This is a genomic window from Xanthomonas arboricola, from assembly GCF_002940665.1.
Taxonomy (GTDB): domain Bacteria; phylum Pseudomonadota; class Gammaproteobacteria; order Xanthomonadales; family Xanthomonadaceae; genus Xanthomonas; species Xanthomonas arboricola_B.
Map to the genome: position 1 here is coordinate 55,954 of NZ_MIGY01000001.1, position 12,012 is coordinate 67,965.

11 protein-coding genes are annotated in these 12,012 nt (G+C 66.8%); 9 read left to right on the forward strand and 2 right to left on the reverse strand.

The window, feature by feature from the left end:
* Window positions 1-459: 459 nt before the first annotated feature.
* Complete coding sequence (locus tag XarjCFBP7645_RS00285; RefSeq protein ID WP_047127320.1) at window positions 460-2,469, forward strand: relaxase/mobilization nuclease domain-containing protein; 2,010 nt, start codon at window positions 460-462, stop codon at window positions 2,467-2,469.
* Here the strand turns inward: XarjCFBP7645_RS00285 and XarjCFBP7645_RS00290 are convergent.
* Entirely contained in the window at window positions 2,466-3,116 is a 651-nt protein-coding gene (locus tag XarjCFBP7645_RS00290) for a TetR/AcrR family transcriptional regulator (protein WP_104536686.1), read from the reverse strand. The two genes, XarjCFBP7645_RS00285 and XarjCFBP7645_RS00290, sit on opposite strands and share 4 nt — an antisense overlap.
* Before the next feature lie 218 nt (window positions 3,117-3,334).
* On the opposite strand from XarjCFBP7645_RS00290, the gene XarjCFBP7645_RS00295 reads away from it, so the two are divergent.
* Genes XarjCFBP7645_RS00295 through XarjCFBP7645_RS00320 form a run of 6 tightly spaced genes read left to right on the forward strand, consistent with a single transcriptional unit; the run spans window position 3,335 to window position 9,149 of the window.
* A complete protein-coding gene (locus XarjCFBP7645_RS00295) occupies window positions 3,335-4,822 on the forward strand; it encodes an efflux transporter outer membrane subunit (protein ID WP_104535829.1) in 1,488 nt (495 codons plus the stop codon).
* The gene (locus XarjCFBP7645_RS00300) at window positions 4,819-6,402 is read left to right on the forward strand and encodes an MFS transporter (protein WP_047127322.1); all 1,584 of its coding nucleotides are present in this window, start codon (window positions 4,819-4,821) and stop codon (window positions 6,400-6,402) included. Before XarjCFBP7645_RS00295 ends, XarjCFBP7645_RS00300 begins: the two co-directional genes overlap by 4 nt.
* Before the next feature lie 25 nt (window positions 6,403-6,427).
* A complete protein-coding gene (locus XarjCFBP7645_RS00305) occupies window positions 6,428-7,507 on the forward strand; it encodes an HlyD family secretion protein (protein WP_047127323.1) in 1,080 nt (359 codons plus the stop codon).
* A gap of 23 nt (window positions 7,508-7,530) precedes the next feature.
* Window positions 7,531-8,055, forward strand: a complete 525-nt coding sequence (locus tag XarjCFBP7645_RS00310; protein ID WP_080960029.1) for a GlcG/HbpS family heme-binding protein — start codon at window positions 7,531-7,533, stop codon at window positions 8,053-8,055.
* 10 nt (window positions 8,056-8,065) lie between these two features.
* Window positions 8,066-8,794, forward strand: coding sequence for an SDR family oxidoreductase (locus XarjCFBP7645_RS00315; protein ID WP_047127324.1), 729 nt, complete (start codon window positions 8,066-8,068; stop codon window positions 8,792-8,794).
* 34 nt (window positions 8,795-8,828) lie between these two features.
* Window positions 8,829-9,149, forward strand: a complete 321-nt coding sequence (locus XarjCFBP7645_RS00320; RefSeq protein WP_047127325.1) for a DUF190 domain-containing protein — start codon at window positions 8,829-8,831, stop codon at window positions 9,147-9,149.
* A gap of 46 nt (window positions 9,150-9,195) precedes the next feature.
* On the opposite strand, the gene XarjCFBP7645_RS00325 is transcribed toward XarjCFBP7645_RS00320, so the two are convergent.
* Complete coding sequence (locus tag XarjCFBP7645_RS00325; RefSeq protein WP_047127326.1) at window positions 9,196-10,074, reverse strand: LysR family transcriptional regulator; 879 nt, start codon at window positions 10,072-10,074, stop codon at window positions 9,196-9,198.
* A 101-nt stretch (window positions 10,075-10,175) separates the two neighbouring features.
* Between XarjCFBP7645_RS00325 and XarjCFBP7645_RS00330 the strand changes: the two genes are divergently transcribed.
* The gene (locus XarjCFBP7645_RS00330; protein ID WP_047127327.1) at window positions 10,176-11,252 is read left to right on the forward strand and encodes an alkene reductase; all 1,077 of its coding nucleotides are present in this window, start codon (window positions 10,176-10,178) and stop codon (window positions 11,250-11,252) included.
* Window positions 11,253-11,262: 10 nt separating this feature from the next.
* The gene (locus tag XarjCFBP7645_RS00335; protein WP_047127328.1) at window positions 11,263-11,997 is read left to right on the forward strand and encodes a pirin family protein; all 735 of its coding nucleotides are present in this window, start codon (window positions 11,263-11,265) and stop codon (window positions 11,995-11,997) included.
* Window positions 11,998-12,012 lie beyond the last annotated feature (15 nt).

Below are 12,012 nucleotides of genomic sequence, written 5' to 3' on the forward strand. Positions count from 1 at the left end.
GGCCGCCGATTCGCTGCACGTTGACGTGCATCTCACCGTGCTATCGGGCGTGTCGTTCCGGCTGTTGTCGCCGTGTCGCCGCGCGCGCCGTGCGGGTGCCGATCCTGCGTATCCGGCACAGCACTTCGCGCTGCCTCCGGCGCAGCCGTCCAACGTGCAGGCGTCTTGCCTCGAACGCGCCCGGCCTGTGGCCGTGTCTGCGTTTGCCGGCGCGCTGGCTGCTCGCGCAGCAGCGCCGCCGGGCCGCCGCTGCCCGGAGCGCCAGCGAGGGGCAAAGGCGGAAGGCAAGACAAAAGGACGCGGCACCGGGTCGCGTCGAAAGCCTGTCTGCACATGGCGGTGGCGCGGCACGCAGCGGCTTCGCCACCGTGCCGCGTGGGGCGCGAGGTTCGCGCCAATGCAGGCATGTCCGCGTGCTTCGCACGACAGGGCACGCCAGAGCTGGCAGGGAGCGCGCCCATGACCGACCGCCGCGACGACGATTTCCGGGTGCGCCCCAGTGCCCCGAAGAACCGGGGCAAGGGCCAGGGCCAGAGCTTCGTTTCCAAGGTGCTCAAACAAGCTGGCAAGGCCAGCGGCGGCAAGTCCTCGATGCGCCATTCCGCCGCGTCCGGCGGCCAGGGCCAGCGCGTAGGCCAGCGGCCCGGCTCGCGCCTGGGGCGCGGCCATACGGCGGCGCGTTTCGCCGGGGCGAAGCTGACGCCCATGTCGCGGCGCGTGACCATCAAGACCCTGCTGGTCAATCAGCGCAGCGCCAGCCCGCAGTCGCTCGCCAAGCACCTGCGCTACATCGAGCGCGACGGCGCAGGCCGCGATGGCGAACCTGGGCGGGCCTACGGGCCACAGACAGACGAAGCCGACCTCGATGCCTTCAAGGAGCGGGCCGCCGACGACCGGCACCATTTCCGCTTCATCGTCTCCCCGGAGGACGGCGCCGAGCTGGACGACCTGCGCACCTATACCCGGCACCTGGTGAACCGCATGGAAGCCGACCTGGGCACGCGGCTGGATTGGGTGGCGGTGGATCACTGGAACACCGACAACCCGCACACCCACCTGATCGTGCGCGGACGCGACGACACCGGCAAAGACCTCATCATCGCCAGCGACTACATCGCCCACGGCTTCCGCCACCGGGCCGCCGAGCTGGCGACGGAATGGCTGGGGCCGCGCACCGAACTGGAGATCCAGCAGACCTTGCAGCGCGAGGTGGAGCAAGAGCGGTGGACCAGCCTCGACCGCACGTTGCAGCGCGAGGCCGGCGAGGATGGCCGGGTGCAGACCGAACGCTTCAACGAACCCCGGTTGCAACGCCAGCGCCTGCTGCTGATCGGCCGCCTGCAACGCTTGCAGAGGCTTGGCCTGGCCGACGAGATGCAGCCCGGCACCTGGGCCGTCCATGCGGACGCGGAGAAGACCTTGCGCGCCCTGGGCGAGCGTGGCGACATCATCCGAACGATGCAGCGGGCCATGAGCGGCCAGCCGCGCGAGCTGGTGGTGTTCGAGCCGGGCGAGGATGCCGACGGAAGCGGCCGCACCATCATCGGCCGCGTGGCCGGCAAGGGGCTGGCCGACGAGCTGCACGACCGCGGCTATCTGGTCATCGACGGCGTGGACGGCAAGGCCCACTACGTCGCGCTGAACGCCCGCGACGAGCTGGCGAACTATCCCGCCGGCGCGGTGGTGGAGGTACGCGGTTCCGCCGAGGTGCGGGCAGCCGACAAGAATATCGCCGCGCTGGCGAGCGATGGCCTGTACCGCACCGACCACCACCTCGCCATCGCGCAGGGCCAGGCCGTGCCGGGCCGCGATCCGCAGGAAGTCGTTGCGGCCCACGTCCGACGGCTGGAAGCCCTGCGCCGTGCCGGCATCGTGGAGCGCGTGGCCGAGAGACTGTGGAAGGTGCCGGACGACCTAGCCGAGCGCGGCCGCCAGTACGACGCACAACGGCTGGGCGGCGTAGCCGTGGAGCTGAAATCGCACCTGCCAATCGAGCGGCAGGCACGGGTGATCGGTGCAACCTGGCTGGATCAGCAGTTGATCGGCGGCGGCAAAGGGCTGGGCGACCTGGGTTTTGGCGGCGACACTAAGCAAGCTTTGCAGCAGCGCGCTGACTTCCTCGAAGAACAGGGGCTGGCCCAGCGGCGGGGACAGCGCGTGATCCTCGCCCGGAACCTGCTGGGCACGCTGCGCAATCGGGAACTGGCGCAGGCTGCAAAGGACATTGCCGCCGATACCGGTTTGGAACATCGACCCGTGGCAGACGGCCAGCGCGTGACCGGCATCTACCGGCGCTCGGTCATGCTGGCGAGTGGGCGTTACGCCATGCTGGACGATGGCATGGGCTTCAGCCTGGTGCCGTGGCGGCCAGTGATCGAACAGCGGTTGGGACAGCAACTCGCCGCCATGGTGCGCGGTAACGGGGTTTCATGGGAAGTCGGAAGGCAGCGCGGCCCCGGCGTTGCCTAGTCCTCGTCCCGCCTTGACGCAGCCGTCGTTGCACCAAATGCGCCGAGGAAGGTCGTGACCGCCAACTGCACCCAATGATCCTTCTGTGCGGCGGACGGGTGGGTGCCCGGATGCGTCAGGCACTCCATCTGCGGCTGGGCGCGAAGCATGCTCAGAAACAATGTCGCGGCGGCTTCGACGCCCAGCGCATGGACGTCGATCTCGCCGGCCTGCGCCGCCACGCCCAGCCGTTCGACCAGGATCGAGGTGACGACCTTCGGGCCGGCCAGGAAGAACCGTCGGCCCAGCTCCGGGAACCTCGGCGCTTCCGCCATGACCACCCGATGCAGTGCTAGTGCCGTGGGCGAGAGGACGATGTCGAGATAGGACATGCCGAGGTCGCTCAGGGTCTTGGCGATGTCGTCCGGCGACGAGTCCATCGCCCTGAAAGTGGCGGCCATCGCTCCGCATTCGTGCTCGATCACGGCGGCGAACAGGACTTCCTTGTTGGGAAAATAGACGTACATCGTCGCCTTCGAGACTCCCGACTCGCGCTGGATCATGTCCGTGGTCGCGGCGCTGAAACCGTGCGCCAGGAACACCGATGTGGCCGCCTTCAGGATGGCAACTTCCTTGTCGTTGCGTTCTGCAGCAGGGGTGGCGGACATCGGGCTACTCAAGTGAAAGGTCATGTCTGGGACTATACCGAACGGTTTGAATATGGCCAGTTCGATTTCGGAAAAACTGTGCTTCGCATTGATAAATGCGCATCAAATTGACGACTTGACAGCTTGGGATTAGAGTACCATACCAAGTTGAACCGATCGGTTTAGTCGTGGGCCACCAACGTCCGCGATCTTGCCGCCTGCATCGTCAAAGGACTTCTATGAATCGCGTTTTTCGAGGCAAGACGCTGGGCCGCGCGTCGTGCGTGGCGCCAGCGCTGGCCTTGGTTCTGGCCGGTTGCGTGACGGCTCCCGATGTCCGCGAGCCGTCACTTGCCTCGCCCGACGCAGCCTTGCGCGCACGCGCGGCGGCGATGGCGACCCAGCCCGCGCTGGTCGAGGCGCCGGCGCCGTCCGAATGGTGGCAACTGTTCGGCGATGCGACGCTGACCGCGTTGCAGGCCGAAGCCTCCGCATCCAACCTGGATCTGCTGGCCGCCACCGCGCGCATCGAGGAAAGCCGTTCACAGCTTGGCTTGGTCAACGCGGCGCGCAGGCCTCAACTGTCCACAGACGCCAGTTACGCACGCTCGGCCCTCAGCGAGCACTCACCGATGGTGTTGCTCGGCGCGCCGACCGAACCCAGCAGCACTTGGTCGCTGGGCCTGCAAGCGGGCTGGGAACTGGATCTGTGGGGGTATCTGCGCCACCTCAGCGATTCGGCCGAGGCCAAACTGCAAGCCAGTGGCTTCGGCATGGAGGCGGTCAAGGTCTCCGTCTCCGGCGACGTGGCGCGCACGTACCTGTTGCTGCGTGGCGTGCAGGCGCAGGAGGCCATCGTCGAGGAAAACCGGCGGATTGCCGAAGACCTGTTGCGCATGGCCGAAAGCCGCGAGCGCAACGGCGTCGCCACACGTTTCGATGCGGCGGCGGCGCGCGCCGATGTGGCCGGCATCGAGGCCCGCCTGTCACAACTGCGGCAGCAGCGCGATGCACTGATGAACGCACTGGCCCTGCTGTTGGGCAAGCCACCTTGGGAACTGGACGGCCGCCTTGCCACGGCCGGCCTGCCGCCGATGCCGGAGCGCCTGCCCGTGGGCATCCCGTCCGAACTGGCGCGGCAGCGGCCGGACATCCTGCAGGCGGAAGCGCGGCTTCGCGCCGCCGTCGCCGACATCGGCGCGGCGACCGCCGACTTCTACCCACGCATCAGCCTGACCGGGAGCCTGGGGGTGCAGGCGTTCGACCTGTCCGACCTGGGCAGTTGGGATTCCCGGCGCTTCTCGATCGGGCCGACGCTGCACCTGCCGATCTTCCAGGGCGGCCGGCTCAAGAGCAATCTGGCGTTGAGCGAGGCCCGCCACCGCCTGGCGGGCATTGCCTACCAGCAGACCGTCCTGCGCGCCTGGCACGAAGTCGATGATGCGCTGAACGCCTACAGCACCGAGTTGAAGCGGCACGAGCAGTTACAGCTCGCTCTGTCGCAGAACCAGACCGCGTTGAATGTGGCGCAACGCGCCTACCAGCAAGGCACTGCCGATTTCACCGCTGTTCTGGTCGCCCGGCGTTCGCTGCTGGCAAGCCAGACCGAGTTGAGCGATTGCGCGACCGCCTCCGCGCTTTCCGTCGTTGCGCTCTATCGCGCGCTCGGCGGCGGCTGGTCGTCCGCACTGCGCCCCGAAACCGCATCGGTGGGCGACAGGTCATGAGCACGCCAGCGGCCAGCGCCGCCCCGCCATCCAGCCCACCGTCGCCGCCAGTCTTCAATGCACGCTTGGCTGTGGGCCTGCTCGGCGCGCTGCTGGCGGCCATGGTCGCCGGTTTGAACGGCCGTATTCCCGGCCTGGTGCTGGCCGACCTGCGCGGCGCGCTGGGTTTCGGTTTGGATGATGCCTCCTGGCTGAGCACGGCCTATTCGGCCGGAGAACTGGCCGCCATGCCGTTCGCGACCTGGCTGGCCATCACGTTCTCCTTGCGCCGCTTCCATCTGGCGATGTTGTCGGCCGCGCTGCTGTTGTCGGCCGTCTTGCCCTTCGTGCGGGATCTGCACCTGTTGCTGGCCTTGCGCGTGCTGCACGGTTTTTTTGGCGGCGCGCTGATTCCCTTGCTGATGATGTCCTGCCTGCGTTTCATGCCGCCGGCCATCCGCCTGCATGGCTTGGCGGTGTTCGCGCTGGTCGCCACCTTCTCGCCCAATGTCGCGCTCTGGCTGGCCGCCCTGTGGGTGGATCGTCTGGAGGACTGGCGCCTGGTCTACTGGCACGTGATTCCCCTGGGCCTGCTCGCCGTCGCGCTGGTGGCGTGGGGCATCCCGAAGCTGCCGCTGGCACTGCCGCGGCTGAAACAGGCCAACTGGTTCGGCATGGCCCTGGGTGTGCCCGGCCTGATGCTACTGGTAGTCGGCGTGGATCAGGGCGTGCGGCTGGATTGGTTCCGTTCGCCACTGATCGTCGCCGCACTGCTGATCGGCACCGTGTTCACCGTGCTGTTCCTGGCGAGCGAATGGCGTCACCCGGCCCCGTTCAACCGGCTGCAACTGCTGGGGCGCCGCAACGTCTGGCTCGGCTTCTTCAGCCTCGCGGTTTTGCTGATGGTAATGGCGACGGCCGTCACCTTGCCCGCCAGTGTGCTGGGCCAGCTCCAGGGATTCCGCATGCAGCAGAGCGCGGCCATCGGCCTGATGGTCGGGCTGCCGCAACTGGTGCTTGGGCCATGCGTGGCGCTGCTGCTGTACCGGCGCTGGGTCGATGCGCGCCATGTCTTCGCAGCGGGACTCGCTTGCATGGCGGCGGCTTGCTGGCTGGCGTCCGGTATCACCAGCGAATGGATGGTGCATCAGTTTCTGTGGGCCGAAATCCTGCAGGCCGTCGGCCAGCCCATGGCGATGGTCGCACTGCTGTTCCTGGTGACCAGCGTGGTTCAACCCATGGAAGGCCCCTTTCTCGCCGGCATGGTCAACATCGTGCGCGTGTTCAGCGCGACCGTCGGCGGTGCCGTCATCGGTCAGCTCACAGCGGTGCGTACCCGCTTCCATACCGACATGCTGCTCGACAGCGCGGCCCAGGCCATGCCTCGGCTGCCGCTATCCGATCCTTCCCTGGCCACGCTGTCGTCCACGGTCGCGCAGCAGGCCGGCGTACTGGCTACGGCGGACGTCTATCGGGTGTTTGCGGTGCTGGCGCTGCTGCTGATTCCGGCGGTGCTGAAGCTGCAATACATCCCCGCGCCGGTCGTGAATCGAATGCCCCAGGCGGTGCCGCCCAGCGCACCGGCCGGTGCAGCCTCCTGATCTTCTCTTGGTGAAACAGTTTCCTATGGCCACTAACCTTCGCTTTCGCATCACGGTCGGCACGATTGCCGCCGTCGCCCTCGTAGGCGGGTTCTTCTTCCTGAACCGCTCGGAATCCAGTGCGTCCCGGCAAAGTACCGACGACGCCTATGTGCAAGCCGACTTCACGGTGATCGTCCCCCAGGTGGGGGGCGTCATCACTGAGGTCGCAGTCGCCGACCATCAGGACGTCCAGGCCGGCGCCCCGCTGGTCAGCATTGACGAACGCGACCTGCGCATCGCGGTGGACAACGCGAGTGCGCACGTCGCCAGCGCACAGGCCGCCATCGGCAGCCTGCAGGCGCAGATCGCGCGCCAGCAAAGCATCATCGAGCAGGCACGTGCCGCGGTGGTCGCCGCCAGCGCCAATCTCAAGCTCGCGGAGGCCAATCGCAGCCGCTTCACCAACCTGGCCCGCGATGGTTCCGGCACGGTACAGGCCCAGCAGCAGGCCGAGGCGCAGTGGGAAATCCAGCGCGCCGCGCATGAGCGGGATCGCGCCGGCCTGCATTCGGCCGAGCAGCAGACCGCCATCCTGCGCGCCGATCTGGACAAGGCGCAGGCTGCCTTGCTGGCAGCGCAGGCGGAAAAAGCGGCCGCCGACTTGAACCTGTCCTATGCCCGCGTGACCGCGCCTGTCGGCGGGGTCGTCGCCCAACGCCGCGCCCGGGTCGGTGGCTATGCCCGTGTGGGCGAGCCGCTGCTGACCCTGGTGCCGCTGGATGCGGTCTATGTGGAAGCCAACTTCCGCGAAACGCAACTGGCCCGTGTGCAGGTCGGCCAGCCGGTGGAGGTCACCGTGGATGCCTTGCCGGGCCTGCGCCTCAAGGGCCGCGTCGAAAGCTTGGGGCCGGCCAGCGGCGTGAGCTTCTCGGCGGTGCCGCCGCACAACGCCACCGGCAACTTCACCAAGATCGTGCAACGCCTGCCGGTACGTATCCAGTTGGAGCCGGGCCAGGAGGATGTCCGTCGCTTGCGCGTCGGCATGTCGGTGCGTCCGGTCATCGACGTTGATGCCAAGGTCGCCGAGGCGGCAGAAGCCGGACAAGGCGCGGCACGCCCATAGTTTCACCGTAACGGAGAGTCCCCATGTCCATTCCCTTGGTTTCCTCATTCAGATCCGCTTTCGTTCGCACTTTGTTGGTCGGTCTGCTGCCTCTGTGCAGCGCGGCACAGGCTGGGCCGGCACGGGCCGATATCGTCATCGAACGTCCAAGCATCGCCCTGGCGGCCGCACGCAGCATCGTCGCTGCGGCGAATGCCGAGGCCGGCCGCAACGGCTGGGCGATCAGCGTGGCCGTCGTCGATATCGCGGGTGAACTGGTGGCTTTCGAGAAGAGCGATGCGGCGATCGGCATCAGCCCTGCGGTGGCCATCGGCAAGGCACGCACGGCGGCCTTGTTGCAGGCACCGTCCAAGCAGTTCGAGGACTTCATCAACGCCGGGCGGCCCAGCTTTCTGTCCACGCCGGGCGTTACCGCGCTGGAAGGCGGGGTGCCCATCGTCGTCGAGGGCCGGGTGGTTGGCGCCGTGGGTGTCAGCGGCGCCCACGGCGCCAACGACTCGCAGGTCGCAACCGTCGCCGCTGCTGCCATCGAACATCCACGGAAATGAGGGCGCCGTCATGAACACCTTGAGAGACAAGACCGTGGTCGTTGTCGGCGGCAGTTCCGGCATCGGCCTGCGTGTTGCCCAACTCGCGGCTGACGAAGGGGCGCAGCTGCTGATCGTCGGCCGCGATAGCGGCCGCCTGCAGGCCGCGCAAGCCGACCTCCAGGCACGTGGGGCCACCGTCGGCACTTACCAGGTGGACGCCCATGACCACACGGCGCTGGCAGCGCTGTTCGATGAATTGCCCGCGTTCGACCACCTGGTCTCGATGATCGGCGACGTGATGGGCGGTGGCTTCATCGGTGCCGACATCGCGGTGATTCGTCATGTGATCGAATCCAAGTTCTTCACCAACCTGCGCATCGGCCAACTGGCCGCGGCCAAGGTGCGCGAAGGCGGCAGCCTGGTGTTCACGTCCGGCACCGGCGGTCGGGCTCAGGATGCCTGCGCCAGCTATGTCGGCAATCTCGGCATCAACGCACTGGCCGAGGGGCTGGCGGTGGAGCTGGCCCCAAAAGCGCGGGTCAACGCGGTCTCGCCGACCTGGACGGTCACGCCCTTCTGGCGCGACGTGCCGCCGGCACAGGTCGAGGCCACGCGCGCCCACTTCGAACAGGTCATCCCGCTCAAGCGCACCGCGCGGATCGACGAGCTGGCCTCGACCTACCTGTTCCTGATGACCAACGGTTTCATCACCGGACAGCACATCGCCGTGGACGGCGGCATCATGCTTGGCGCCTGACGCCGGCACATCCCTACTTTTCTCGGAATTCGCCATGCACGGCTACCAAGTCACCTTTTATACCCAGCAGGATCGTATGCACGGTTCCACGCCCCTCGCACAATGGTTGCTCGACGAAGCGAAGAAGCTGGGCATTCGCGGCGCGACGCTGGATGGTGCGCTCCAGGGTCTTGGGCATGACGGCACCGTCCATGCGATCAACATGTTCGACTTCTCCGACCAGCCGGTGCAGGTCACGATGGTGCTCACCACCAAGGAAGTCGAGCGCCTGTTCTCTCAACTCGATGATGCGCAAGTGCGGGTTTTCTACACGAAGATTCCCGCAGAGTTCGGCACCCTGGGAAAGCCCGATTGAACCGCCGCAACGGCGGTGCCTGTGCCGCCGTGTAGGGGATACCCGCTCAAGTCCGAGCCAGGCGCTCGCGCAGAAATTCGATGAAGCGCTGCGTTTTCGCCGGCAGCAGACGTGTCTCGGTAATGGCGTAAACCGGGGTGGGACTGCCTTGCCATTGCGGCAACAGGCGACGCAAGCGGTCGTGGGCAAGGTCGTCCGCGGCGATTTCCTCGGGCATCAGCACGATGCCCATGCCCATGGTCGCCAGGCGCCGGATCATGCCGACATTGTTGACCGCGAACCGGCTGCCCACCGAAATCGTGGTCGTTCGTGTGCCGTCGTGCAGCGTCCACATGTTGGTTTTCGCCATGCCAAGGCACTCGTGCTGCGCTAGGTCAGCGGGCTCGCCGGGTTCCCCCGAGCGTTCGAGATAGTCCGGGGAGGCGTAGAGGCAGGTCGAGAGCCGGGCTAGCGGACGTGCGATCAACTGCGAATTCTCCGACTCACCCATGCGGATCGCCACGTCGAAGGGCTCGCTAACCAGATCGACCCGCCGCGGCGTCAGGTCGAAGTCGAACGTGATGCCGGGATAGTGCCGGGCAAACTCGGCGATCAACGGCGCTAGGTAGGTGACCGCGAAATCGACCGGCAAGGATACGCGCAGCATGCCGCTGGGCTGCGCCAGCATTTCCCCCAGTTGTTCGTGCGCGAGCCGGGCTTCATCGACGATGCGCTTGCAGCGCTCGAAGTAGATCTGGCCGGCTTCGGTCAGCTCGACCTTGCGGGTCGTGCGGTGCAGCAAGCGCAGGCCGATGGCCTTCTCCAGCATGCTGATCCGCCGCGACAGCGTGGAGTTCGGCATCCCGATCGCCTCGGCGGCCCCGCGGAATCCCTTGGCTTTGACGACCTCGACGAACAAGGCCATGTCATTCAAAAGCTGTTCCATAACATTGCTCCATTGATGGAGCAATGTTATCCAATTCACCCCATTTATTCCAAATCAAATGAGGCCGATGATGGCTCCATTGTCAACCCGAGGACATCATCATGAGTCAGCTTTTCACCCCCGTCCGTGTTGGACGCTACACTCTCCCGAACCGCTTGGTCATGGCCCCCATGACCCGCTCGCGTGCCGATGACGCGACCGGCGTGCCGACCGACCTCGTCACAACCTACTACGCACAGCGTGCCGGCGCCGGCCTGATCATCAGCGAGGGCGTCTACCCCTCGCCGACCGGCAAGGGCTACGTGCGCACGCCGGGCATCATCGACGACGCACAGGTCGCAGCCTGGAAGAACGTCGCCGATGCCGTGCACGCCAAGGGCGGCCGCATCTTCATGCAGTTGATGCACGCCGGGCGCGTATCGCATCCGTCGATGCAGCCGGGCGGCGGGTTGCCCGTGGCGCCGTCGGCGATCAAGCCGGAAGGCCAGTCCTGGACTGCCAGCGGCCCGCAGGACTACGTCGTGCCGCATGCACTGAGCGTGGCCGAGATCGCCGGTGTCGTCGAGGACTACCGCACCGCCACCCGCCGGGCGCTGGAAGCCGGTTTCGATGGCGTCGAGCTGCATGGCGCGTCGGGCTACCTGCCCGAGCAGTTCCTGTCCTCGGGCAGCAACCAGCGCACGGACGAATACGGCGGTTCCGTCGCCAACCGCGCCCGCTTCGTGCTGGACGTGCTCAAGGCCATGGTCGAGGAGGCCGGCGGTGATCGCGTTGGCCTGAAGATCTCGCCGGAGATGAACTTCAACAGCATCTCCGACGCCACGCCGCAGGAGACCTACACTTATCTGGTCGATCAATTGGACGGCCTCGACCTGGCCTACCTGCACGTGGCCCTGTTCGGCCCGACCAGTGTCGATTACCACGCGCTGCTGCGCCCGCGTTTCAAGGGTGCCTACCTGATCGGCAGCGGTCTGGATCAGGCCAAGGCCGAAGCCATCCTGAGCGAGGACAAGGCCGACGCCACGGTGTTCGGCGGTGCCTTCCTGGCCAACCCGGATCTGCCCGAGCGCTTCCGCCAAGGTGCCGCGCTGAATGCGCCCGACAAGGACACGTTCTACTCGCCGGGCGCCAAGGGCTACATCGACTATCCCGCCTTGAGCGATAGCACCACTGCCTGAGACCGCCACCATGTCCATTGTCATCGCCCAGCTTCATCGCGCCAACCACGCCGGCCATTTCCGCGCCTTCGGTCTGCGTGGCGAGGCCGGGTTGCTGTCCCCGTTCCTCGGGGTCGATCACTATTGGATGAACGGGCCGACCTTTCCGCCGCACCGCCATGCGGGCATGTCGGCCGTGTCCTACCTGCTGCTCGATTCCGAGACGGGCATGGCCAACCGCGACTCCATCGGCACCGACAACCTGATCCGGCCGGGCGGTCTGCACTGGACGACCGCCGGGCAGGGAGTGGTGCACGAGGAAGTCCCGGCCGAACCCGGCAAGACGGTTCATGGACTGCAGATATTCGTCGGACTGGCACCGGCGCGCCGCGACATTGCGCCGTTCCCGCTGACGATCGAACCGCAGGACGTGCCGGTCATCCAACGGCCCGGCGCCAAGATCCGCGTCCCGGTGGGACGCTATGGCGACACGCACTCCCCGTTGACGCCGCCGACCGAGGTAACGCTGCTCGATGTCTCGCTGGAGGCGGGCGCCGAGCTGACTGTGCCGGTGGCCGCAGGCCACACCCTGTTCGCCATGCCGATCTTCGGCACGGTGGAGGTGGCGGATCAGCGCTTCGACAGCGAACACCTCAGAGTGCCGGTGTTCCCCGCGCAGGATGCGCCGCGCGACATTTCATTCAGAGTCCCCCAGGGCAGCGTCAAGGTCGTGCTGTTCAGCGGCCCACCGCTTCCGCTTGTCTAAACCCCAAACGAAGGA

What these genes read in the sequence shown, in the direction of transcription:
- XarjCFBP7645_RS00325 (WP_047127326.1), bottom strand. Translation starts at nt 10,074, where the DNA reads ATGGAACAGCTTTTGAATGACATGGCCTTGTTCGTCGAGGTCGTCAAA.
- XarjCFBP7645_RS00305 (WP_047127323.1), top strand. Translation starts at nt 6,428, where the DNA reads ATGGCCACTAACCTTCGCTTTCGCATCACGGTCGGCACGATTGCCGCC.
- XarjCFBP7645_RS00335 (WP_047127328.1), top strand. Translation starts at nt 11,263, where the DNA reads ATGTCCATTGTCATCGCCCAGCTTCATCGCGCCAACCACGCCGGCCAT.
- XarjCFBP7645_RS00330 (WP_047127327.1), top strand. Translation starts at nt 10,176, where the DNA reads ATGAGTCAGCTTTTCACCCCCGTCCGTGTTGGACGCTACACTCTCCCG.
- XarjCFBP7645_RS00315 (WP_047127324.1), top strand. Translation starts at nt 8,066, where the DNA reads ATGAACACCTTGAGAGACAAGACCGTGGTCGTTGTCGGCGGCAGTTCC.
- XarjCFBP7645_RS00290 (WP_104536686.1), bottom strand. Translation starts at nt 3,116, where the DNA reads ATGTCCGCCACCCCTGCTGCAGAACGCAACGACAAGGAAGTTGCCATC.
- XarjCFBP7645_RS00285 (WP_047127320.1), top strand. Translation starts at nt 460, where the DNA reads ATGACCGACCGCCGCGACGACGATTTCCGGGTGCGCCCCAGTGCCCCG.
- XarjCFBP7645_RS00295 (WP_104535829.1), top strand. Translation starts at nt 3,335, where the DNA reads ATGAATCGCGTTTTTCGAGGCAAGACGCTGGGCCGCGCGTCGTGCGTG.
- XarjCFBP7645_RS00300 (WP_047127322.1), top strand. Translation starts at nt 4,819, where the DNA reads ATGAGCACGCCAGCGGCCAGCGCCGCCCCGCCATCCAGCCCACCGTCG.
- XarjCFBP7645_RS00320 (WP_047127325.1), top strand. Translation starts at nt 8,829, where the DNA reads ATGCACGGCTACCAAGTCACCTTTTATACCCAGCAGGATCGTATGCAC.
- XarjCFBP7645_RS00310 (WP_080960029.1), top strand. Translation starts at nt 7,531, where the DNA reads ATGTCCATTCCCTTGGTTTCCTCATTCAGATCCGCTTTCGTTCGCACT.